21 protein-coding genes are annotated in these 23,046 nt (G+C 65.0%); 19 read left to right on the top strand and 2 right to left on the bottom strand.

Annotation, left to right across the window (positions count from 1 at the left end):
- Positions 1–5: 5 nt before the first annotated feature.
- A complete protein-coding gene (locus WFQ05_RS03075; protein WP_130560916.1) occupies positions 6–449 on the bottom strand; it encodes a helix-turn-helix domain-containing protein in 444 nt (147 codons plus the stop codon).
- 192 nt (positions 450–641) lie between these two features.
- Here WFQ05_RS03075 and WFQ05_RS03070 point away from each other — a divergent pair, with 192 nt between their 5' ends.
- The 10 genes from WFQ05_RS03070 to WFQ05_RS03025 all read left to right on the top strand — a co-directional run bounded on the left by WFQ05_RS03070 (position 642) and on the right by WFQ05_RS03025 (position 14,174).
- Positions 642–2,594: a cytochrome c/FTR1 family iron permease gene (locus tag WFQ05_RS03070; protein ID WP_234852499.1), complete on the top strand. Its 1,953-nt coding sequence runs from the start codon at positions 642–644 to the stop codon at positions 2,592–2,594.
- 109 nt (positions 2,595–2,703) lie between these two features.
- Positions 2,704–5,094 (top strand): heavy metal translocating P-type ATPase, encoded by a 2,391-nt coding sequence (locus WFQ05_RS03065; protein WP_130560917.1) that lies wholly within the window; start codon positions 2,704–2,706, stop codon positions 5,092–5,094.
- Positions 5,095–5,203: 109 nt separating this feature from the next.
- Positions 5,204–5,590 carry a hypothetical protein gene (locus WFQ05_RS03060; RefSeq protein WP_130522599.1) on the top strand — a complete coding sequence of 129 codons (387 nt, stop codon included), beginning with the start codon at positions 5,204–5,206 and terminating at the stop codon, positions 5,588–5,590.
- A 64-nt stretch (positions 5,591–5,654) separates the two neighbouring features.
- On the top strand, positions 5,655–6,935 hold the full coding sequence (locus tag WFQ05_RS03055; protein ID WP_130522598.1) for a TolC family protein: 1,281 nt from the start codon (positions 5,655–5,657) through the stop codon (positions 6,933–6,935).
- A gap of 11 nt (positions 6,936–6,946) precedes the next feature.
- Positions 6,947–8,092, top strand: a complete 1,146-nt coding sequence (locus WFQ05_RS03050) for an efflux RND transporter periplasmic adaptor subunit (protein WP_165394505.1) — start codon at positions 6,947–6,949, stop codon at positions 8,090–8,092.
- A gap of 40 nt (positions 8,093–8,132) precedes the next feature.
- Positions 8,133–11,261 carry a CusA/CzcA family heavy metal efflux RND transporter gene (locus WFQ05_RS03045; protein ID WP_130522596.1) on the top strand — a complete coding sequence of 1,043 codons (3,129 nt, stop codon included), beginning with the start codon at positions 8,133–8,135 and terminating at the stop codon, positions 11,259–11,261.
- Entirely contained in the window at positions 11,258–11,578 is a 321-nt protein-coding gene (locus tag WFQ05_RS03040) for a P-II family nitrogen regulator (protein WP_130522595.1), read from the top strand. The genes WFQ05_RS03045 and WFQ05_RS03040 overlap by 4 nt, the downstream gene beginning before the upstream one ends.
- Before the next feature lie 73 nt (positions 11,579–11,651).
- A complete protein-coding gene (locus tag WFQ05_RS03035; RefSeq protein ID WP_130522594.1) occupies positions 11,652–11,972 on the top strand; it encodes a P-II family nitrogen regulator in 321 nt (106 codons plus the stop codon).
- A 22-nt stretch (positions 11,973–11,994) separates the two neighbouring features.
- Positions 11,995–13,242, top strand: a complete 1,248-nt coding sequence (locus WFQ05_RS03030; protein WP_162456371.1) for a sodium:proton exchanger — start codon at positions 11,995–11,997, stop codon at positions 13,240–13,242.
- Positions 13,243–13,280: 38 nt separating this feature from the next.
- A complete protein-coding gene (locus WFQ05_RS03025) occupies positions 13,281–14,174 on the top strand; it encodes a cation diffusion facilitator family transporter (RefSeq protein WP_130522592.1) in 894 nt (297 codons plus the stop codon).
- Here WFQ05_RS03025 and WFQ05_RS03020 read toward each other — a convergent pair.
- Positions 14,171–14,617: a MerR family transcriptional regulator gene (locus tag WFQ05_RS03020; protein WP_130522591.1), complete on the bottom strand. Its 447-nt coding sequence runs from the start codon at positions 14,615–14,617 to the stop codon at positions 14,171–14,173. The two genes, WFQ05_RS03025 and WFQ05_RS03020, sit on opposite strands and share 4 nt — an antisense overlap.
- Positions 14,618–14,658: 41 nt before the next feature.
- Here WFQ05_RS03020 and WFQ05_RS03015 point away from each other — a divergent pair, with 41 nt between their 5' ends.
- The 9 genes from WFQ05_RS03015 (at position 14,659) to WFQ05_RS02970 (ending at position 22,994) form a co-directional block, all read left to right on the top strand.
- Positions 14,659–15,015, top strand: coding sequence for a mercuric transporter MerT family protein (locus WFQ05_RS03015; RefSeq protein WP_130522590.1), 357 nt, complete (start codon positions 14,659–14,661; stop codon positions 15,013–15,015).
- 10 nt (positions 15,016–15,025) lie between these two features.
- A complete protein-coding gene (locus WFQ05_RS03010) occupies positions 15,026–15,310 on the top strand; it encodes a heavy metal-associated domain-containing protein (protein ID WP_130522589.1) in 285 nt (94 codons plus the stop codon).
- Positions 15,303–15,515: a GDCCVxC domain-containing (seleno)protein gene (locus tag WFQ05_RS03005; protein ID WP_130522588.1), complete on the top strand. Its 213-nt coding sequence runs from the start codon at positions 15,303–15,305 to the stop codon at positions 15,513–15,515. The genes WFQ05_RS03010 and WFQ05_RS03005 overlap by 8 nt, the downstream gene beginning before the upstream one ends.
- Positions 15,516–15,608: 93 nt before the next feature.
- Positions 15,609–15,995 carry a hypothetical protein gene (locus tag WFQ05_RS03000; protein ID WP_130522587.1) on the top strand — a complete coding sequence of 129 codons (387 nt, stop codon included), beginning with the start codon at positions 15,609–15,611 and terminating at the stop codon, positions 15,993–15,995.
- 144 nt (positions 15,996–16,139) lie between these two features.
- Positions 16,140–17,363: a TolC family protein gene (locus tag WFQ05_RS02995; protein WP_234852498.1), complete on the top strand. Its 1,224-nt coding sequence runs from the start codon at positions 16,140–16,142 to the stop codon at positions 17,361–17,363.
- Complete coding sequence (locus tag WFQ05_RS02990; protein ID WP_130522585.1) at positions 17,360–18,907, top strand: efflux RND transporter periplasmic adaptor subunit; 1,548 nt, start codon at positions 17,360–17,362, stop codon at positions 18,905–18,907. The genes WFQ05_RS02995 and WFQ05_RS02990 overlap by 4 nt, the downstream gene beginning before the upstream one ends.
- A complete protein-coding gene (locus WFQ05_RS02980) occupies positions 18,904–22,080 on the top strand; it encodes an efflux RND transporter permease subunit (RefSeq protein ID WP_130522584.1) in 3,177 nt (1,058 codons plus the stop codon). The genes WFQ05_RS02990 and WFQ05_RS02980 overlap by 4 nt, the downstream gene beginning before the upstream one ends.
- A gap of 67 nt (positions 22,081–22,147) precedes the next feature.
- The gene (locus WFQ05_RS02975) at positions 22,148–22,513 is read left to right on the top strand and encodes a hypothetical protein (RefSeq protein WP_130522583.1); all 366 of its coding nucleotides are present in this window, start codon (positions 22,148–22,150) and stop codon (positions 22,511–22,513) included.
- A 79-nt stretch (positions 22,514–22,592) separates the two neighbouring features.
- Complete coding sequence (locus WFQ05_RS02970; protein WP_234852496.1) at positions 22,593–22,994, top strand: copper-binding protein; 402 nt, start codon at positions 22,593–22,595, stop codon at positions 22,992–22,994.
- The last annotated feature ends 52 nt before the right edge of the window (positions 22,995–23,046 follow it).

The following is a 23,046-nucleotide window of genomic DNA, read 5'->3' as shown; positions in this document are numbered from 1 at the left end:
ACGCTTCACGCTTGCCTGGTCCGACGCACATTTGCTGCTTTCTCTGTCCGCTTGGCCGGCGGTGGTTCGCGCAAGGTGGCCAGGATCGAACATTGGCCGCGGGCGCCGCCCGAACACGCGTTGATCGTGCGGTCCAGTTCGCGGGCGATGCGGTTGAGTTCGCGGACCTTGCTACGGACATCGGCCAGATGCTCGCGGGCGATGGCATCGATCTCGGCGCAGGACAACATGCGGTTGTGCTCCAACCGCAACAGACTGCGGATCTCGTCCAGGCTGAAGCCCAGGTTGCGGCTGCGGGTGATGAAGCGCAGCCGATCCACCTCCTCGTCGCGGTACTCGCGGTAACCGCTGGCGGTCCGGTGCGGTTTGGGCATGAGCCCCACGCGCTCGTAATAGCGGATGGTTTCCAGATGGCAGCCGCTGGATTCGGCCGCTTCGCTGATCTTCATCGACGCCTCTTGACCCTATAGCGGCTACGGACTTTACCCTGTGGGGCCTACGGGTGCTATGCCCTGCAACAACGAAGTCGCCATGCCAGGGAATACAGCCGCTTGACTCTGTAGGTGGTACGGGGTTTACCCTGTGCAATTGCAACTGGTTCCCATTCCCGTTTTCGACTCTCTCCCATCCAGGCGCTTCCCGTGACGAACTCCTTTTGCCGTGGCTTGCTGATCGCGTTGTTGGCCTCGATGTGCCTGCCGGTCTTTGGGGCCCCCACGTCGGCAGTGAATCCGCGCCAGACCTGGCAATTGCTGGACTATGTGGCTGTCGACTACAGCGCGGCCGTGCAAGCCGGACGCGTCGTGTCCGAGGCCGAGTACGCAGAGATGCGCGAGTTTGCAGGCGCCGTGCGGAGCCAATTGGCGGTGCTGCCGACCACGCCGGGCCAAGCGGCGCTGATCGGCCAGGCGGATCAACTGGTCGCAGCCGTCGAGGGTAAGGCCGATGCTGGGCACGTCGCCTCGTTGGCGCACCAGTTGGCAGACGGCCTGCTGGCCAGCTATCCGGTGGGTGCCGTGCCGGCGACGCCTCCTGATCCTGCCCACGGCGCGGATCTGTACGCCGCGCAGTGTGCCGCTTGCCACGGCCCGTCAGGCGCTGGCGACGGGCCGGCCGCGGCGAGCCTGGATCCGCCCCCGATCGCCTTCACCGATGCCACCCGCGCCGCCCGGCGCACGCCCTTCGCCTTGTACGAGGCGATCTCGCAAGGCATCCAGGGCACGGCCATGACCAGCTTCGCGTCGCTGCCCGAGGCTGATCGCTGGGCGTTGGCGTTCCATGTCGGCAGCTTGGCGCATTCGCCGCAGGCGCGGGCCGAGGGTGAAACCCTGTGGCGCGAGGATCCCGCCTGGCGCCAGCGCATTCCCACGCTGGAAGCGCTGACCCGCACCAGCGAGGCGGATCTGGTGGCCGCCGGCAGCGAGGCGGCACAAGCGCGGGCGATCGTTGCCTACCTGCGCGCGCACCCGCAGGCGCTGCAGCACCCGGCGTCAGGCGTAGCGGCCGGGCCGTTCACGCTGGCCCGCCAACGCATGGCCGAAAGCCTCAGCGCCTACGAGGCCGGCGATGCCGTGCAGGCGAAGACCGCGGCCTTGTCGGCGTACCTGGATGGGGTGGAGCCGGTCGAACCCACGCTCGCCGCCCGCGACAACGCGCTGATGCGGGAGCTGGAAACGACGATGGCGCGCTATCGCGACATGATCGGCCGGCGCGTGCCGGTGGCCGACGCGACCGTGCAGGCCGCGCAGGTCACCGGACTCTTCGACCGCGCCGAGGGCGTGCTGCAGGACGCGCATACCGATCGCACCACGGCGTTCCTCGGCAGCTTCACCATCCTGTTGCGCGAAGGCATTGAGGCGTTGTTGATCGTGATCGGCATGATCGCCTTTCTGCGCAAGGCCGAGCGCCGCGAGGTCCTGCCGGCGGTGCACGCCGGCTGGATCGGCGCGTTGCTGGCGGGCGTGGCGACCTGGGCGATCGCCACCCACCTGGTCGATGTGAGCGGCGCCAATCGCGAGGTGACTGAAGGCGTCTCCGCATTGTTCGCTGCCGCGGTGCTGCTGAGCGTGGGGATTTGGATGCACCAGAAGAGCCTGGCCGGCCGCTGGCAACAGTATCTGCACGCCAAGGTGTCGGCGGCGCTGACGCGACGCTCGGCGGTGTTCCTGTTCCTGCTGGCCTTCGTCGCGGTCTATCGCGAAGTGTTCGAAACGATCTTGTTCTTCATCGCGATGTGGAGCCAGGAGAACAGCACCGCGATTCTCGGCGGACTAGTGGCGGGCTGCGTCGTGCTCGCGGCGGTCGCCTATTGGATGCTGCGCATGAGCAAGCGTTTGCCAATCGGCCAGTTCTTCTCGATCAGCTCGATCCTGATTGCGGTGCTCGCGGTTGTGCTCGTTGGCAAGGGCGTGGCGGCGCTGCAGGAGGCCGGCTGGATAGGCCAGGCCCTGGTCGCTGCTCCGAGAATCGATTGGCTCGGCGTGTATCCGTCCTGGCAGTCGCTGCTAGCGCAAGTGACTGTCGCGGTCATCGCCATCGGCGGCTTCTACTTCAACGCCCGCACCTCGCGCGTGTCCGCACGAGTGGAACAATGAGGCACGGCATGTGGCCTGCGCGCGGCAGCAGGGACGGCGCTCGGCGCGACGCCTTCCAGATGCGATCGATCCCGCAGACCCTACAGGCCTGCATGGAGGAACCCACGCGATGAGCGACACCTGCAATAGCTGCGGTAGCACGCAGGCAGTGGCAACGACGACGGTGCCCGCAGCAGCGGCCGTCCGGTCGCCGATGCGCTATCGCATCCAGAACATGGACTGCCCCACCGAAGAGGCGCTGATCCGCAACAAGCTCGGCCAAGTCCAGGGAGTGACGGATCTGGAATTCAATCTGGTGCAACGGACGTTGTCGGTGCACCACACCTTGTCTGCGCTGACGCCCGTGGACGAAGCGCTGGCCGCGATCGGCATGCAGGCGGCGCCCATGGATACGCCGTCCTCCGACGTGGAAACAGCACTGCGTATCGCGAAGATGGATTGCCCCACCGAGGAAGGCCTGATCCGCGGCAAACTCGGCGGCATGCCCGGGGTGGCGTCGCTGGCCTTCAACCTCGTGCAGCGCACCTTGACCGTGCGTCACGCGGCCGAGGCCTTGCCTGACGTGCTGACCGGCCTGAAGTCGCTGGGCTTCGAGGCCGAGGTGGTGGGCAGCCAAGGTGGCGCAGAGCCGGGCGCGCCGGTACCGACACGCACCGCGTGGTGGCCATTGGCCGTCTCCGGTGTGGCGGCGATCCTGGCCGAAGTCGTGTCTTGGCTCGGCGCCCCGACGTGGCTGGTCATCGCGCTGGCGTTGGTCGCCATCGGGACTGGCGGTCTGTCGACCTACAAGAAGGGCTGGATTGCGCTCAAGAACCGCAATCTCAACATGAACGCCCTGATGTCGATCGCTGTCACGGGCGCGATGCTCATTGGCCATTGGCCCGAGGCGGCGATGGTGATGGTGCTGTTCGCGTTGGCCGAGGTGATCGAGGCCAAGTCGCTGGATCGCGCCCGCAATGCGATACGCGGCCTGATGGATCTCACGCCCGAACGTGTCACCGTTCTGCAAGACGATCAGCGCTGGATCGAGGTGGATGCCAAGGCCGTCGCACTCGACAGCCGAGTGCGGGTCAAGCCCGGCGAACGCATAGCGCTGGACGGCATGGTGGTGCTCGGCCGTTCGACGGTCAACCAGGCGCCGATCACCGGCGAGAGCCTGCCGGTCGAAAAGGCCGAAGGCGACCCGGTATTCGCCGGCACCATCAACGAAGCAGGTTCCCTGGAGTATCGCGTTACCGCCGTGGCCAGCGATTCCACCTTGGCCCGCATCATCCACGCGGTCGAAGCCGCGCAGGGCAATCGTGCGCCGACCCAGCGTTTCGTCGATCAGTTTGCGCGCTGGTACACCCCGCTGGTGTTTGCCGTCGCCCTGGGCGTGGCGGTGGTGCCGCCGCTCTTGATGGGCGCGGACTGGCTGGACTGGACGTACCGGGCCCTGGTGCTGCTGGTGATCGCCTGTCCCTGCGCCCTGGTGATCTCCACCCCGGTGAGCATCGTCAGCGGTCTGGCCGCGGCGGCGCGACGCGGCATCCTGATCAAGGGCGGCGTGTACCTGGAGAATGGCCGCAAGCTGCGGTGGTTGGCGCTGGACAAAACCGGAACGATCACCCACGGCAAGCCTAAACAGACCGATTTCGCGGCTTGGGGCCAGGCTGATGCGACCCGCGTGCGCGCCATAGCGACCAGCCTGGCGGCGCGTTCCGATCATCCTGTATCCAAGGCCATCGCCGTGGCGGGACAGAATGACAGCGTGCCGATGCAAGAGGTCGAGGAGTTCGCTGCACTGCCGGGCCGCGGCGTGAGTGGCCGCGTCGCTGGGTCGCTCTACCACCTGGGCAATCACCGGCTCGTGCAGGAGTTGGGTGCCAGTTCCGCCGAGTTGGAAGCGCAGTTCGCGGCCTTGGAAGCCCAAGGCAAGAGCGTGGTCGCCGTCGTAGGCAGCGACGGCGTGCAGGCGGTGTTCGCGGTCGCCGATACGGTCAAGGACAGCAGCCGACAGGCGATCGCCGACTTGCACGCGCTCGGGGTCAAGACCCTGATGCTGACCGGGGACAACCCGCACACGGCGCAGGCCATCGCCGGTGAGGTCGGTATCGACCGCGCCCAAGGCAACCTGCTACCCGAAGACAAGCTGCGCGAGGTCGAAGCGCTCGCCGCACAGGGTACCAGCGGCATGGTTGGCGACGGCATCAACGACGCCCCGGCCCTGGCACGGGCCGACATCGGCTTCGCCATGGGCGCGGCTGGATCCGACACCGCGATCGAAACCGCCGACGTGGCCCTGATGGACGACGACCTGCGCAAGATTCCGGCCTTCATCCGGCTGTCGCGCGCCACCGCTCACGTGCTGACGCAGAACATCACCCTGGCGCTGGGCATCAAGGCAGTATTCCTGGTGCTGACCTTTACCGGTCAGGCCACGATGTGGGCGGCGGTGTTCGCCGACATGGGCGCCAGCCTGTTGGTGGTGGGCAACGGCATGCGCCTGCTGAGGAAGTGACGTGGATACCGTCGCGCATGTGTCCACGAGCGAGGAACGGCATGACCCGCTCCCGGGAACCGGCCTGATGAGATTTTATAACGTCCGTGGCACCGGCTAGGCTGGCAGGATGAACCCGGTCGCCTCCTCCTGCCTGCTGCTGGCCCGCCTGCGCGCTTCCACGCGGCTGGCGGTACTGGTGCTGCTGATCTTCGCCCTGAAGATCGGCGCGGCGGCCGCCTGTGCGAAGCACGATTTCGCGGACATGGGCTTCGGCACGGATGGCAGCCATGCCGTGGCGGTGAAGGCATCGCCGCTGGATAGCGGTAATGACGATTCCACGAAGCTCAAGCTCGGGCATGCCGCTTGCAGTCACTGCGGTTGCCATCATGCTGCCGCCATGGTGCCGGATACGCAGATCGTGGTTGTGCTCGTGCCGCAGGCGCTGCCTATGCGTACGTCCGGGTTGCCGCCCAGCGCGTCGCAACCCTTGGAACTGAGGCCGCCGATCGCCTGAGTCAGGTGTTTTGCCCCTTTGGCGCGGAGCGCCAGAGGACACCGTCGACTCAGAGGATCTTCCAATGCACCTTGTTCGTTCGCCGCGACGACGTCGCGTCGCGCGGCTGGCCGTCCTGGTTCTGGCAGCGAGTTTGCTGTCGGGCTTGGCCATGGCCGCCCAAACCCCCGATACACAGGCCCCAGTCGCACTTCGCGAGGCGCTGCAGGCCGCCTGGCAACACCATCCGAGTTATCGCGCCACCGAAGCGCAACTGGCCGCAGCCCGTGCCCGGTACGATGCGGCCGGACGACCGCTCTACAACCCCGAAGTCGAGTTGGCCGGCGACGATGAAGGCCCGGATCGCACCACAACCGCTGGCCTCAACCTCACGCTCGATCTGAGCGGCAAGCGTCGCGCGCGTCGCGACGCGGCCTCCGCGCGGGTCGATCTAGCCACCGCTGAAGCCAAGCTGCGTCGCCGCGATTTCGCCAAGCAGTGGTTCGCCAGTTGGGCTGAGCTACAGACGGCGCAGCAACGTGTGCGCACCGGTGAACGTCGATTGGCGTTGGTCACGCGCTTTGGCGAGTTGGCACAAAAGCAGTTTGCTGCAGCCGACATTTCCGGGTTGGAGCGCGATTTGGCACTGCTGGCCCGCGATGAAGCGCAAGCCCAGCAGTCGCAACTCGTCGCCGAACAGGCGGAGGCCGAAGCGCGTTTCCGCGCGGTCGGCGGCTCGCCGGAACTCCTGGCGAGCCTGACGCTGCCCAGCGACGCATTGCCGCCGCCGATGCCCTCCCATACCGGCATCGAACAGTTGCCCGACTGGCAAGCCGCACAAGCCGCTGCGCTGGCTGCCGAACGCGAAGTGACCGTTGCCCGCCGCAATCGGGTGGCCGATCCCACCGTGGGCGTGCGCGGCGGACGCATCGACTACGGCAATGTGCAGGACAACGTGGTCGGCGTGTCGCTCAGCATTCCGCTGTTCGTGCGCAATTCCTATCGCGCCGAGGTAGTGGCAGCTCAGGCCGATGCCGATGTCGCGATCGCCGAGGCCGAGCGCGTGCGCGTCGAACTCGATGCCGATCGTCGCCGTGCGATCGACAGCTACGCCGCAGCGCAATCGGCCTGGTCGCGCTGGCAGGCGAGCCGCGGCACGGATGTGGAGCGTCGCGCCACTCTCCTTGAGCGCTTGTGGCGCGAGGGCGAGCTGTCCACCGCTGACTACCTGCTGCAACTCAAGCAGACCCTCGACACGCAACTCGCCGGCGCCGAACTCGAAGCGCGCCTGTGGCGCAGCTACGCCGATTACCTCGCCGCCACCGGACAGCTTGAACGCTGGGCCGGCCTGGAGGGCACCCCATGAGAGAACTTTCGATGACCCCGTTCCGTCTGATGTCGCCGTTGCTGGCCGCGGCGTTACTGCTTGCCATGGCCGCATGTTCGAGGTCCCCCTCGACCGAGTCGGCCCCGACCGAAGCCGAAGGCGCTGAAGCGCCCACCGAAAGCGAAGCCGGCATCGCGCCCGTCAAGCTCGATGCCGCAGCGATGAAAGCTGCCGGCATCGTCGTGCAGGCGTTGCAGCCCGCTTCGATGAGCGAACAGCTGCGTGCGCCCGGTGAAGTGCTCGACAATGCCTACGGCACGGCGCTGATCACGCCCAGTGTCGAAGCCCTGGTCGTGCGTCGCCATGCCAAGCTCGGCGACGAAGTGCGCGCCGGCGCACCGCTGGTGACGCTGTCCAGCGTCGAAGTCGCCAATGCCCAGGCAGAGTTGCGCATCGCCGAACAGGAATGGCGCCGCGTCTCTGCACTCGGTCGTGAGGCCGTGTCCGGGCGCCGCATCAACGAGGCACAGGTCGCGCTCGATCGCGCTCGCGCAACGGCACAGGCGTATGGCTTGCCGGGCACGGCGGCCGGGCGCAGCAACGGCCAGTTCACCTTGACCGCGCCGCATGCCGGGCGAATCACCGAGGATGCCGTGGTCGTCGGCGAGAAAATTGAACCGGGCAAGACGCTGTTCCGCCTGGTCGATGAATCGGTGGTTTGGGTCGACGCCAAGCTGCCATCGGGGATCGTTCCGCGCATCACACCCGGCACGGAAGCGACGGTGGTGTTCAACGGCGAGCGCCTGAAGGGTACCGTTCAGCATCCCGCGCATCGCACGTCGGACACGACCCGCAATGCGGTGGTGCGGATCGAGGTTCCGAACCGGGACGACCGCCTGCACAGCGGCGATTACGTCGATGTGTTCTTCGAGGCCAGCGACGTCGCCAAGGATGGCAACGCCGCCGTGACTATGGTGTCGGTGCCAACCGACGCGGTGGTGCAGTTGGAAGGCGACACGGTCGTGTTCCGTCGCAACGCGACCGGTGCGTTGGAACCGACGCCGGTGCGTACCGGTGAAGCGATCGGCGATCGGACCGTCATCCGCGAAGGCCTCAAGCCCGGCGACGCCGTCGTGGTCGAAGGCGCCTTTGCCGTCAAAGCGCAGATGCTCAAGTCGCAGTTAGGAGAAGAGTGATGATCTCTGACGCCAATCCCGCCTTTGCGGGAGGTGCGCCATGCTGAATCGCCTGGTCGAACTCTCCCTGCGCTACAAGTTCCTGGTCCTGATCGTGTTCGCGGTCGTCGCCTTCCTCGGCATCAGCGCCGTTCGCAACGTGCCGATCGATGCCTTCCCCGACGTGACGCCGGTCCAGGTCAACATCTACACCGAGTCCCCGGGCCTGGCCGCCGAGGACGTCGAGCAGTTGCTCACCACGCCGGTGGAGTCTGCGTTGGCCGGCCTGCCGAAGGTGCAGGAAATCCGCTCGGTCAGCCTGTTCGGGTTGTCGTACGTGTCGGTCTATTTCAAGGACGACATGGACATCTACTTCGCGCGACAACTGGTCAACGAACGCCTGCAGGAAATCGGCGATCGTCTGCCTGAAGGCTATGGCAAGCCGAGCATGGGCCCGAACACGTCGGGCCTGGGGCAGGTGTACTGGTACACCGTCGAACGCGCGCCCGGCGTCAGTAAGGACCAGGTCACCGATATGGACCTGCGCACATGGCAGGAATGGACCGTGCGGCTGATCCTGCGCACGGCACCGGGCGTGGACGACGTTAGTTCCTGGGGCGGTGGCGAACGCCAGTACCAGGTGCAGATCGATCCGCAACGCCTCTACGCCCGCGGGCTGGGCTTCGGCGATGTCATCAACGCGCTCCCCGCCAACAACGGCCAGGTCGGCGGTAACGTGATGGACGTGGGCCGCGAGCAGTTCCTGGTGCGCGGTCTGGGTTTGCTGAAGTCGACCGAGGACATCGGCGCGATCGTGCTCAAGTCGGAGGACGGTGTGCCGGTGTATCTGCGTGACGTGGCAACCGTGGTCGAAGCCCCCGCGCCGCGCTTCGGTGCGGTGACCCGCGACGGCCAGGAAGTCGTGATGGGCCAGGCGCTGGCCCGCATCGGCGAGAACGCCAAGGACGTGGTCGAGGCGGTCAAGGGCAAGCTTGACGTGGTGCGCGATGCACTGCCGAAGACCATGGTGCTCAAGCCGATGTACGAGCGCACTGACCTCGTCAACAAGGCGGTCGAAACCGCGGTGCGGGCGCTGGTGGAAGGCTCGCTGCTGGTCGCGGTAATCCTGTTCCTGTTCCTGGGCGAGGTCCGCTCAGCGCTGGTCGTGATCGTCACACTGCCGCTGGCCATGCTGATTGCCTTCATCGGCATGGGGCAGGTCGGCTTGTCCGCCAATCTGATGTCGCTCGCGGGCCTGGCGATCGGCATCGGCATGATGGTCGACGGCGCGGTGGTAATGGTGGAGAACGCCTTCCGGATCATGGCGGAGCGGTTGGAACACGGAGAGAAGGTCGACAAGACTTCTGCGGTGTTGGCCGCGGCTAAGGAAGTGGCCAATCCAATCACGTTCGCGATCGGCATCATCATCGTGGTGTTCCTGCCGCTGTTCGCGCTGGAAGGCCTCGAAGGCAAGATGTTCAAGCCGATGGCATTCAACATCGCCTTCGCGATGGCCGGTTCGCTGATCCTGAGCCTGACGCTGATCCCGGTCTTGGCGTCGATGATTCTCAAGCCCAAGCCCGAGCGCGATACGTGGTTGGTGGCCAGGATCAAGCGTGGTTATCAGCCGCTGTTGGCGAAGGCGCTGGGCCGCAAGAAAGTGGTCGTGATCAGCGCGCTTGTCGCCTTGGTCGCGAGCCTGGCGCTGTTCCCTTTCCTGGGTAAGGAGTTCATGCCGCAACTGCAGGAAGGCTCGATCATGTGGCGCGTGACGGGCATCCCGTCGACCTCGCTCAACGAATCGATCAAGACCAGCAACACCATCGCCGCGGCCTTCAAGCAATTCCCGGAGGTCGAGACCACGCTGGCGATGATCGGCCGTGCCGAGAAGGGCGAGACCGCCGACGTCAATTACATGGAGATCTACACCGCGCTCAAACCCGAGGAAGAGTGGAAGTCGGGCCGCGACATCAAGCAGCTCGAAGCGGCGATGCAAGAGACGCTGGAGAAGGTCGTGCCGAACGTGGTGCCCGGCTACACCCAACCGATCCAGATGCGCGTGGAGGAACTGATCTCCGGCGTGCGCGCCACCTTGGCGCTGAAGCTTTACGGTGAAGACCTGGGCGAACTCGACAAGCTGAGCGGCCGCATCAAGCGCGTGCTGGACAAGGTGCCGGGCGTGGCCGACCTTGCTTTGGAAGCCAACATCGGCAAGCCGCAGATTCGCATCGCGGTCAAGCGCGACGAACTGGCCCGCCATGGCATGAACGCTGAGGAGGTGCTCACCATCGTCCGCAATGGCCTGGGCGGCGAACCGGTGAGCGTACTGCTCGATGGCGTGAAACGCTTCGATATCGCAGTGCGGCTGGATGACGCGACACGCGATTCGGTCGAGTCATTGCGTCGCATCCCGCTCCGCACGGCAACCGGCGCCTTGGTGCCGCTGTCGGAGGTAGCCGACATCAACGTGGCCGAAGGTTACTCGTTCGTCCGTCGCGAGCAACTGCAACGCTATGCGGTGATCCAGATGGACGTCCGAGGCCGCGACGTCGATAGCTTCGTCCAGGACGCTGAGACGGCGATTAAGCAGCAGGTGAAGCTGCCGCCGGGCTACTGGATCGAGTGGGGTGGGGCGTTCGAGAACCAGCAGCGTGCGCTGGCCAAGTTGGCGCTGATCGTGCCAGTCACGATCTTTTTCATCTTCGTGTTGCTCTATACCGCCTTCAACTCGGTCAAGTACGCGGCGCTGATTCTGGCCAACGTGCCGTTCGCCACCATTGGCGGATTGTTGGCCTTGTTTGTCACCGGCCAGTACCTGTCGGTGCCCTCAGCGATCGGCTTCATCGCGGTATTCGGCGTGGCGATGCTCAACGGCATCGTGCTGGTGAGCTTCCTCAACGAGCTGCGTGAGAAAGGCCTGTCGGTGCGCGAAGCGGTGGTGCAGGGCACGGCTCTGCGTCTGCGACCGGTGCTGATGACCGCGAGCGTGGCGATCCTCGGTCTGGTGCCGATGCTGCTGTCCAGCGGTGTCGGCGCGGAAACGCAACGTCCGTTGGCGACGGTGGTCGTTGGCGGTCTGATCAGTTCAACGCTGCTCACGTTGATCCTGCTTCCGGTTCTGTACGAATGGCTTGAAAACCGCTCCGACCGCAAGGCGGCCGAGCACAATTCTCAGGAGACTGCGTCATGAAACAGATCAAGGCATTTGTGCACCGCAATCGTGTCTCAGACTTGATCCACGCGCTGGAAGCCGCCGGCTTCCAGCGCCTCAGCCTGTTCGACGTGAAAGGCCTGCTGCGCGCACTCAGTGCGCGCGAGCAGGAGTATTCGGTCGAGTTCGGTGATCAAGTGATCAACGAAGTGCAGATGGAACTGTTCTGCGAGGACAGCGACGTAGGGCGTGCGGTGGAGATTTTTCGCCAGATCGGGCGGACGGGTCGAGCGGAAGCCGGCTGGATATACGTGAGCACCATCGATCAGTCGATTCCCATCAACGACGTCCGTTGATGGCCGAAGCGGTGCCGTGACTGGGTGCGGCGGGCCCGGCCTGTCGCGTCCTTCAACATCGGGAGTGCCCACCATGAAGATGATTGTCGCCTTTGTCCGTCCATCGCTGGCTGATCGCATCGTGCGGGTAATCGAGCGTGCGGGCCTCTACCACCTCTCGCTGTCCCGGGTGCACGGCGTCGTGCATCCGAACGAAGCCATCGTCCGTGCCGATCTGGCGCCAGAGGGTGAATCCGACGTGCGGTTGGAAGCCTATTGCGAAGATGCGCGGACCGAACAGATTGTGGCCCTGATCCATGAGGTAGGCCGCATCGGCGACCTGCCGGTAGGGGCCGTGTTCGTCGTGCCGGTGGAGCGGCACGAGGCAATCGGCCCGTCGAGCCCAGCCGAATGACTCATCGAAGGAGAAGCCGCGCATGACTCGCCTCCATAACGGCATTCGTGAATTCGTCGTTCCCGTGAGCGCCGCAGTAGCGGCCGTCCTGCCCGCCACGTATCTGCGCATCACCAGCGGTAGCGCGGGTGCGCTGGGTGATGCGGTGCTGTTTGGTCTTGCGATCCTGGCAGCGGGCTTCCTGTTGTCATGGGGTGCCGAAGCGGCGGAAAAATACATCGCCACCGGTTTCGTGCTGGCGGTGGTTGCGTTGATTACAGTGCTGCCCGAATACGCGGTCGACTTCTACTACGCCTATCGCGCCGGGCAGGATCCGGCCTCGGGTTACGTCGCCTACGCCGCAGCGAACATGACAGGCGCCAATCGTCTGCTGATCGGCCTGGCCTGGCCGCTGCTGGTGGGCCTGCATTGGTGGCGTTCGCGACAGCGAGGAATCGTGCTGCAGTACGAAAACTCGGTCGAGATCGTTTTCCTCGCCCTAGCCAGCGCGTATGCCTTCATCATCTTGCTGAAGAACAGCATTGGCATAATCGACTTTCTCGTGCTGGGCGTCTTGTTCTGCCTGTACCTGTGGCGCACCTCGCGCGCGGAGAACGAAGAGGAAGAGGAAGACGAAGAACCGGGCCCAGGCGCGGTGATCGCGCAGTTGACGCCCGCCAAGCGCTGGACGGTGATGGCGGCGATGAGTGTGGTGGCGGCCGGTGTCATCCTGCTGGCGGCCGAACCCTTCGCCGAATCGCTGGTGGCTTCAGGTCGTCGTCTAGGCATCGACGAGTTCCTTGTAGTCCAGTGGCTGGCACCGCTGGCCAGCGAAGCGCCAGCGGTCACCATCGCCATCCTGTTCGCCCTTGATGGCCGCGCCCGTGCCGGCCTCACCACCATGATCAGTGACAAGATCAACCAGTGGACGCTGTTGGTCGGCATGTTGCCGATCGCGATGAGCATCGGCGCTGGGCGAGTGATGTCGCTTCCGCTGGATGCGCGCCAGCACGAGGAGTTCTTCCTGACGGCGGCGCAATCCGTGTTCGCGCTGGCGCTGCTGTTGCCGCTGCGGCTTAGCCTCTGGGGGGCATTGGCCTTGGCGAGTCTGTTCGTGACGCAACTCGGGCTGGCCTTCTTCTACCAGGCCACGCCCGAGCGCGAGATCGCCGTGCTGACGGCCTTGGCCTGGGTGTATCTCGCGCTGGCGGTAGCACTGCTTGTTCGCCACATCCGGCGATTGCCCGCACTGATGCGGGCAATGCTCGGAACGAGTCCGCAGACCGAATAACGCGTTCGAACCATCGATTCGATTACGGGAGACTTCTTATGGGCGCAGGACACGATCACGGCACCGGCGAGATAAAGCACGAACAGCCATTGTGGTGGGCCTTTGGCTTAACTACCGCGTTCCTGATTGCGGAGGTCATCGGTGGATTGATTACCAATAGCCTGGCATTGCTGTCCGATGCCGCTCACATGGGCACAGATGTCATTGCGCTGGCAATCTCGTTGTTCGCTGTGCGTTTGAGCCGACGACCACCCGACGCCAAGCGCACGTATGGCTATGCGCGGATGGAAGCCATAGGCGCGATGATCAATGGTGGCCTGCTGTTCCTGGTCGCCGGCTACATCCTGTGGGAGGCCGTCGGCCGCTTTCGCGATCCGCCGGAAGTCGCCTCGAGCGGCATGCTGGTGATCGCTGCGATTGGCCTGGTCATCAATCTGATCTCGATGCGCCTACTCAAGGCGGGCAGCGGCACCAGCCTCAACGTCAAGGGCGCCTATCTGGAAGTCTGGAGCGACATGCTGGGTTCCGTCGGTGTCATCGTCGGCGCGTTGGTGATCAAGTTCACCGGATGGACGGTGGCCGACCCCATCATCGCAGTCCTCATCGGACTTTGGGTGCTGCCGCGTACGTGGACATTGTTGCGGGAAGCTGGTCAGGTGCTGATGCAAGGCGTGCCGCATGGCCTGGAGTTGGACGAGGTCCGCACCATGATGCTGTCGCACCCCAACGTCATCGCGGTTCATGACCTGCATGCCTGGGCCTTGGGCTCCAAGGAGCCGGTGCTGACGGCGCATATCGTGTTGCGCGATGGGGGCGATGGAGAACAAGTCCGGCGCTCACTGGCCGCTGCACTGGAGGAGCGGTTCAGCATTCACCACGCGACGCTGCAAGTCGAAATGACGCCATGTGACGATGCACATGGTCATGCCTAATCGGCTATCGCGGCGCATCGACCGCGCTTGTCCGAGTGCTCCGTCGCATGCTCTAGACGGTCCAGGGTCGGACACGACTCGCCGCCAGGCGCCTGACTGCATTCAGCGATGAGGTTCATAAGATCGACTTCCAGCCGATGTAACGCATCGAGTCGTTCGCGAACATCGACCAGTTTGAGTTCGGTCAGTCGACGCGTTTGCTCACAGGCCCGCTTGCCCTTGAGTTCCAGCAGGCCGGCAATTTCATCCAGGGTAAATCCCATCGCTTGGGCTCGCCGGATGAATTGAAGACGGGTGACATCGGCTGGTCCGTAGTGGCGGAAGCCGCCCAAGGGCCGTTGGGGTTCCGGCAACAGCCGGCGGCGCTGGTAGTAGCGCACGGTTTCGACATGCACGCCGGCCGATGCCGCCAGTTTGCTGATGGTGAGGGCGCTCTCGGCCATGGCTTGACTCCGTACCCAGGTACAGACCGTAGTATGCGCTCATGGCCAACCTCCCCGCCAAATCCTCCCTGCCAGCCATCGTTGCGGCGAGTTTTGCCGCCATCGCGGCGTCCGTGTGCTGTGTGGTGCCGCTGGTTCTGGTGCTGCTGGGCGTCAGCGGCGCGTGGATTGCCAACCTCACCGCGCTGGATGCCTGGCGACCTTGGTTCAGCGTGGCCACGTTGGCGTGCCTTGGCTGGGCATTTTGGAGTCTGTACGGTCCTGCCTCCCGCTGTCGAACGGACGGAGCTTGCATTGATCCAGGCGGGCTGCGCCGCCGCCGGCGTTGGCTCTGGATGGCAACCGTCGTGATCGCGCTGCTGCTGCTCTTCCCGTATTACGTAGCTTGGTTCATGTAGGAGACGAACGATGCGCCAGTGGATTGTTGGGTTGATGATCTTGTGGACGGGCATGGCGTGGGCCGCGACGCCGAAGAAGGCCGTCCTCGATGTTGAAAACATGACCTGCCCGGCGTGCAGCATCACGATCGAAAAGGCCCTGGACAAGGTGCCCGGCGTTTCCAAGGCACAAGTCGACACCAAGGCGGCTACTGTCACCGTGGACTTCGATGCCGATCGCACCAACGTGCCAGCTATCGCGCGTGCGATCTCCGAGGCAGGCTTCCCGGCCAAGGCGAGGGCCAACGGTGGCTGAGTTGCAGTTGCAGAGCACGCTGACGTGTCCGCAATGCGGTCACCAGGCCGTCGAGACCATGCCGACGACGGCGTGCCAGTTCTTCTACGAGTGCACGGCCTGTGGCGAGCTGCTGAAGCCCGAACCGGGCGACTGCTGTGTTTTCTGCTCCTACGGCACGGTGCCGTGTCCGCCCATCCAGCAGCAAAGGCCGTGCTGTGGGTAGTCGGTTGGCCACCGGATGTTGGGAACTCGCCGCGCTAAACCGCGTCTATGGACTATTCGGCTTGCTCGCCGCCAGAGGAGTACCATCCCGCCCATGACCCGGCGCGCCCGCCACCGCCTACAGATCGCCGTCCTGGTGATCGTCTGCCTGCTGTTCCAGCAGGCGGCGCTGGCGGCGTATCTGTGCCCGATGGAGCAGATGTCCGCCCAGACCATGGCGATGGCGGAGCCTTGCGCCGAGATGGGCATGGCCCAGCAGCACGACAAGGACAATCCGCTTCTTTGTCAGAAGCACTGTAATCCTGATCACACAGTTACTACCGACACCGCCAAGCTATCGGTGCCACCGCTTGCGTTGCCGGCGCTCATCCTGGCGCCGGTCTACGTGCAACCTGTATCCCACGTCACCATCCAGGCTGACGTGCCGATCGCCCGATCCGATCCGCCCCCACGGCTGCGTTTCTGCAGTCTTCTGATCTAGCCCCCGAAACGACGTAGCGAATCCGCGCCGGCGCCGATGCGCCGTGCGCGCGGCCATGTCCGTTTCGGAGGCGTCATGAACTCCCGTTTTGATCGTTGTCGGTCCTGGGCCGCACTTAAGTGTGCGTTGGTCCGGACCTTGTGCGTGGCCGTGCTGGCGACGCCATTTGCGGCTTTGGCCGCATCCCATAAGCTCACGCTGCCGGAAGCCATCCGTCTGGCCAGCGAGCGTGCGCCGATGCTCGATGCCCGCCGCTCCGGTGTGTTGGCCGCGCAAGAAGAAGCAGCCCGCGCCGGCGCCTTGCCTGATCCAATGCTGATGGTCGGCATCGACAACCTGCCAGTCACCGGAAGCGATGCCTTCGATACGCGCGCCGACGACATGACCATGAAGAAGATCGGGCTGCGGCAAGAGATTCCCTCGCGGGCCAAGCGTTCAGCGCGTCAGTCCTTCGCCGCGCGCCAGATCGACGAAGCGCAGGCGCAAGCAGACGCCGAAGTGCTGGCCGTGCGCCGCGCCACGGCCGAAGCCTGGATCGCCGTGTGGGCCGCGCAGCGCCAATTGACGGCGCTGCAGAAGCTGCGTGAGCAAGCCGCGCTGGCGGCGAAGGTGTCGAAGGCACGCGTGGCGAGCGGTGGCGAACCGGTGAGCGACGCACTCGCCACCGAGGCCGCACTGCTGGAACTCGACAACCGCATCGAGGCCGCCCGTGCCGAGAAGCTGGCGGCACAAGCCGGGCTGGCGCGCTGGCTGGGCGACGCGCCGGTCGAGGTTGCCGATCAAGCCCCGAACTTTGACTCGCTGCCTGTATCCGAAGCCCGATTGCTGGCAGAGGTGAATCGGGTAGGGCCGTTGCTTCCCGCCACCGCTCAGCTCGAAACCGCCGCAGCTGCGATCGATGTCGCCCGCGCCGACAAGCATCCGGACTGGAGCGTGGGTGCGTCCTATGGCCAGCGTGCCGGTGGTCGCAGCGACATGATCATGTTCGAAGTGGGCATCGGCTTGCCGCTGTTCTCGCGTAACCGGCAGGATCGTGGCATCGCAGCCCGGGAAGCGGACTATCAGGCCGCGTTGGCGACCCGCGAAGACCTGCGTCGCCAGGAAGCGGCGCGCATTCGCGCGGATCTCGCTCGATGGGAAGGGCTGAAGCGCCAGGTCGCCCTGCATGAGCACTCCCTGTTGCCGCTCGCGCAGGACCGCAGTGCGACGACGCTCGCCGCGTATCGCGCCGGCGGCGAACTGCAGCCGTGGCTCAACGCCAGACGTGACGAACTCGATGTGCACCTCGCGCACGCCGAACACCTGGGTGAACTCGGACGTGCCTGGGCCGCGCTGGCCTTCCTGTTGCCCTCGGAGATGCAGCCATGAATACCACTCGTCGCAGCGTGGTCACTGCTGCTGTTTCCCTTGCGCTGGTGGCCGCCGTCGGCCTCGGTTACTGGTGGGGGCGCACTCACGGGAGTTCATCCGCCGCCGACACCTCGAGCCCGCAGTCCGCCGAACGCAAGGCGCTCTATTGGTACGACCCGATGGTGCCCGACCAACACTTCGACAAGCCTGGCAAGTCGCCCTTCATGGACATGCAACTGGTGCCGAAGTACGCCGACGAGGCGACGGCCGGCGGCGTTGCCGTTGCACCGGGCGTGCGCCAGAACCTCGGCATCCGCACGGTGGTGGTCAAGCCTGGCCGACTGACGGCAGCCGTCCGCGTGCCGGGCACCATTGGCTGGGACCTGCGTCAGGAACGCATCGTCAGTGCGCGAGTCGACGCCATCGTCGAGCGCTTGCACGTGCGTGCCCCGTTTGAGCCGGTGCGCGCGGGGCAACCCCTGGCCAGCATCATCGCGCCAAGTTGGAACACTGCGATTGCCGAAGCGCGAGCGTTAGGTGGAGCTCGCTCCGCCGCCGCACGAGGTTTGCAATCCGCCGCCCACGAACGGTTGCGTGCGTTGGGTCTGCCCGCGGGCAGTGGTGCGGGGCAGCGCGGACGACTCACCTTGACCTCACCCGTGACCGGCGTCGTCAGCGAAATCGGCGTGCGCGAAGGGCAGTCGGCGCCGATAGGCACGCTGCTGTTCCGCGTCAACGGTACCCGGACGGTCTGGCTCGAAGCGTCGATTCCGCAAGCGGGCACTGCGGGCATCGCGACGGGTACGTTGGTGGAAGCGGCTGTCGACGCATTGCCAGGCGAGGCCTTCCACGGCCGCGTGGAAACCTTGCTGCCGCAAGTGGACATGAGTAGCCGCACCCAACGGGCCCGCATCGTTCTGGACAACCCGGACGGTCTCCTGGCACCGGGCATGTTCGCGCAGATCACCTTGCAGCCAACTGCGAGTATCGAACGGCCGCTGGTACCGACGGACGCGTTGATCGGAGCGGGTGCGCAGGCTCGCGTGATCGTGCTCGGCGCCGACGACATGTTCCATCCCGTGCGCGTGCAGACCGGTCGCAGTGGTGACGGCATGACTGAAATTCTCGCGGGGCTGAAAGGTGGCGAGAAGGTGGTGGCCTCGGGGCAGTTCCTGATCGATTCCGAAGCGAACCTGTCAGGCGCACTCGAACGCCTCAATGCCGGTGCGGGTGATGAAGAAGCGAACATGCCGAGCGATGTCATGCCCGGTATGCCAGACATGGCGATGCCGCCGCAGGCTGCGCCCGCGCGCCCGGCGCCACCCGTAGTACCGCCCAAGAAGAAGGCGCCCCCAGCCGTTGCAACACCAGCGGTCACCGCGTCACCCAAGGCACGGCAATGCCCAGTGACCTATTGGTATGACCCGATGGTGCCGGACAAGCACTTCGACAAACCCGGCAAGTCGCCCTACATGGACATGCAGTTGGTGCCCAAGTTCGCGCCCGAGGCGAACCCGGATTGCACCATTCGTGATGTGCCTGCGGCGGGACGGCAGCCATGATCGCCCGCATCATTCGCGCCTCTATCGCTAACCGGCTATTTGTGCTGGTGGCTGCCATTGCGCTGGCAGCGGCCGGCATCTGGTCGGTATTGCACACGCCGCTCGATGCCTTGCCCGACCTGTCGGATACGCAGGTCATCATCCGCACCGAATGGCCCGGGCAGACGCCGCGCATCGTCGAAGACCAGGTCACCTATCCCTTGACCACAACGATGCTGTCGGTGCCGGGCGTCAAGGCGGTGCGTGGCTTCTCGTTCTTCGGCGACTCGTTCGTCTACGTGCTGTTCGACGACAAGACCGACTTGTACTGGGCACGCTCGCGCGTGCTCGAGTATCTGAGCCAGGTACGTGATCGCTTGCCGGCGCAGGTCAGTCCGGCGATCGGGCCGGATGCCACGGGTCTTGGCTGGATCTATGAGTACGCGCTCGTCGATCGCACCGGCAAGCACGACCTGGGGCAGCTGCGCGCCTTACAGGACTGGTTTCTGCGCTACGACCTCAAGACCGTGCCCGACGTGGCCGAAGTCGCAAGCGTCGGCGGCATGGTCCAAGCCTGGCAAATCGTGCCAAATCCGCAGGCGCTGGCGGCGCGCGGCCTCACCATCAACCAACTCGTCGAAGCCATTCAGTCCGCCAACGGCGCCACTGGCGGCTCGGTGATCGAGCAGGGCGAAGCCGAGTTCATGGTACGCAGCGAAGGCTATCTGCGTACGCGCGCCGATTTCGAGCGCGTCCCTGTGACGACCGGCAACGACGGCGTGCCGGTGCTACTGCAGGATGTGGCGATGGTGCAACGCGGACCGGCCTTGCGCCGCGGCATCACCGAACTCGATGGCGAAGGCGAAGTCGCCGGCGGCGTGATCATTCTGCGTTCGGGCAAGAACGCTTTGGCCGCGATCGAAGCCGTCAAGGCCAAGCTGCAGGACCTGAAGGGAAGCCTGCCGGCCGGTGTCGAAATCGTGCCGACCTATGACCGCTCCGAATTGATCCTCGAAGCCGTGCGCAACCTCACTCGCAAGCTCGGCGAGGAATTCCTTGTCGTCGCCCTGGTGTGTGCGCTGTTCCTGTGGCACGTACGCTCCTCCTTGGTGGCGGTGATCACCTTGCCCTTGGGCGTGCTCGCGGCCTTCATCGTCATGCACATGCAGGGCATCACCGCGAACCTGCTATCGCTCGGTGGCATCGCGATCGCGATTGGCGCGATGGTCGATGCCGCGGTGGTGATGATCGAGAACGCGCACAAGCACCTCGAGCATTTCCGCGACGAGCACCACCGTGAACCCGAGGGCGCCGAGCGCTGGGAGCTGATGGCGGTTTCCGCCAGCGAGGTCGGTCCGGCGCTGTTCGTCAGTCTGCTGGTGATCACGCTGTCGTTCGTGCCGGTGTTCGCCTTGCAGGCGCAGGAAGGACGGTTGTTCTCACCGCTGGCCTACACCAAGACTTATGCCATGGCCGCTGCGGCGGGCCTGTCCATCACCCTGATTCCGGTACTGATGGGCTACCTGATCCGCGGCCATATCCGATCCGAGAAAGACAACCCGCTCAATCGCATCCTGATCGCGCTGTATCGGCCGGTGCTGGATGCAGTGCTGCGTTTCCCGAAACTGACATTGGCGCTGGCCGGTGTCGTGCTGCTGGTTAGCCTGATTCCGCTCTTACGTCTTGGCAGTGAGTTCATGCCGCCCCTGGAGGAAGGCACGCTGCTATACATGCCATCGGCATTGCCCGGCTTGTCTGCTGGCAAGGCATCGCAGTTGCTGCAACAGACTGACCGCATGCTCAAGACCGTGCCCGAAGTGGACCACGTGTTTGGCAAGGCGGGCCGGGCTGAGACCGCCACCGACCCGGCACCGCTGGAGATGTTCGAGACGACGATCACCTTCAAGCCGCGCAGCCAATGGCGGCCGGGGATGACACCCGAGAAGCTGCGCGAGGAACTTGACCGCGCAGTCAAGGTGCCGGGGCTGACGAACCTGTTCGTGCCGCCCATCCGCAACCGCATCGACATGCTGGCCACCGGCATCAAGAGCCCGATCGGCATCAAGGTCTCGGGGCCCGACGTTGCGGTGCTGGCGCAGTTGAGCGATCGCATCGAACGGGTTGCACGCACCGTGCCCGGCGTGAGTTCGGCGCTGGCCGAACGCATCGCGGGTGGTCGCTACATCGACGTGAAGGTGCGGCCCGATATGGCCGCCCGGTACGGCTTAAGCCAGGCCGATGTGCAGCGGTTGATTGCGACGGTGGTGGGTGGAGAACCGGTCGCGGAGACCATCCAGGGCCGCGAACGCTACCCGGTGGTGGTGCGCTATCCACGCACGATCCGCGACTCGCCGGCCGCACTCGCGCAGTTGCCTTTGCTCGCGCCAAGTGGTGTGCAGCTGACGTTGGGACAGGTCGCCGAGCTGAGCTTCAGCGAAGGCCCGCCGATGTTGCGCAGCGATAACGCTCGCCTCAGCAATTATGTTTACGTGGATGTGGCTGGACGCGATCTCGGCTCGGTGGTGACCGATCTGCAACGTGCGGTCGCAAAGCAGGTGCCGATGCCAGCCGGATACGCCGTGGGTTGGTCCGGCCAGTACGAGTACCTCAAACGTGCCAGTGAGCGGCTGCGCGTGGTGGTTCCCGCGACGTTGGTAATCATCTTCGGCCTGATTTACTTGGTGTTTCGACGCGTGTCGGAGGCCGCGATCATCATGCTCAGCCTGCCACTCGCATTGGTCGGGGGCTTGTGGCTGATCTGGGGCATGGGCCATGCCGTATCGGTCGCCACGCTGATCGGCTTCATCGCCCTGGCCGGCGTCGCCGCCGAGTTCGGCATCATCATGTTGCTGTACCTGCGCCACGCGTGGGAACGCCAACTCGCCGCGAATCCGAGCGCGGGCGAGGCGGAACTCGACGCCGCGATCCGCGAAGGCGCCGTGCAACGCGTGCGACCAAAGGCGATGACCGTAGCCGTGATCCTGGCCGGTCTGTTCCCGATCCTGATCGGAAGCGGCGCCGGCTCGGAAGTCATGCAGCGCATTGCTGCGCCGATGGTCGGCGGCATGCTCAGTGCGCCGTTGCTCTCGATGCTCGTGATTCCGGCCGCGTACCGGTTGCTGCAGCGGCGTCGCTTGCGGCGATCACGCCAATCACGTCCCAGCTCACTTTCTTCGTCGGCGTTGCCGACATGACCGGCCACGGCGAGCGCCCCGTTTGGTGCCCGGCGTGCCACTCCCTCTGACTTATCAGGAGGTTCCCATGAAACTGCATCTAACATCGCTCGCCATCAGCCTGCTGCTCCCGATCGCTGCTGCGGCCGCGCCGCGTGAGCGAGCCCCAGTCGGCTCGGTCCACCAGATCGCCGATCATCAGCTCCAGGTGTGCTTCAAGCACACGCCGGCACCGGATGTCGGCACGTCGCTGGCGATCCAGCGCGGCTTCGTCCCCTACAAGAGCAGCGGTGCCACGCTATACAAAACCATCGGCCACGCACGCGTCACCGTCACCGAGGACTCGTGTGTGACCGCTGAACTGGTGGATGGCGCCGCGAAGCGCTACGACCGCGTCATCACCACGGATAGGACCGCTGCTACACAAGAGGGCGACCGCAATTGCCCTTGCTGACGAAGTATGACCACCTGGGCACTGGCAGCTGCGTAGGTGGTCCCTTTTTTGCACTCATCATCTAGCCCAAGGAGAACCCATGAAAATGCCCACCCTCGTACTCACCCTTGCACTGCTGACCGCCTGCTCGTCGCCTTCGGGGGATGCGAATGCCCCCGCGTCGACGAATCATGCGGAAATGCCTGCAGAATCGAAAGCATCCACGGCGGCATCAGCTTCCAACGAATCGATGCCCATGCCGGAAATGGCATCGGCGGCTACCATGGCGTCGGCCAGCGGCACGGTCGAGGCGGTCGACACCGCTGCGAAGACGATCACGATCGCTCATGGACCAATCGATGCTCTGAAGTGGCCGGCGATGACCATGACCTTCAAGGCGCCCGAGGTGGACCTGACCGCCCTGAAGCAGGGCGATCAGGTTAACTTCGAGCTCACCTCGACCGGTATGGATGGCACCATCACCAAAATAGTGCGCAAGTAGTGCGCGTCGGGAAAGGGGCGCGCACGGTCGCGCCCGAGGCGTGGGCTTGCTT

Origin of the sequence: Pseudoxanthomonas sp. USHLN014 (genome assembly GCF_037153335.1) — a bacterium.
Taxonomy (GTDB): domain Bacteria; phylum Pseudomonadota; class Gammaproteobacteria; order Xanthomonadales; family Xanthomonadaceae; genus Pseudoxanthomonas_A; species Pseudoxanthomonas_A winnipegensis.
Note: the sequence above shows the minus strand (reverse complement) of the source record. Positions and strands in the feature narration are given on the sequence as shown.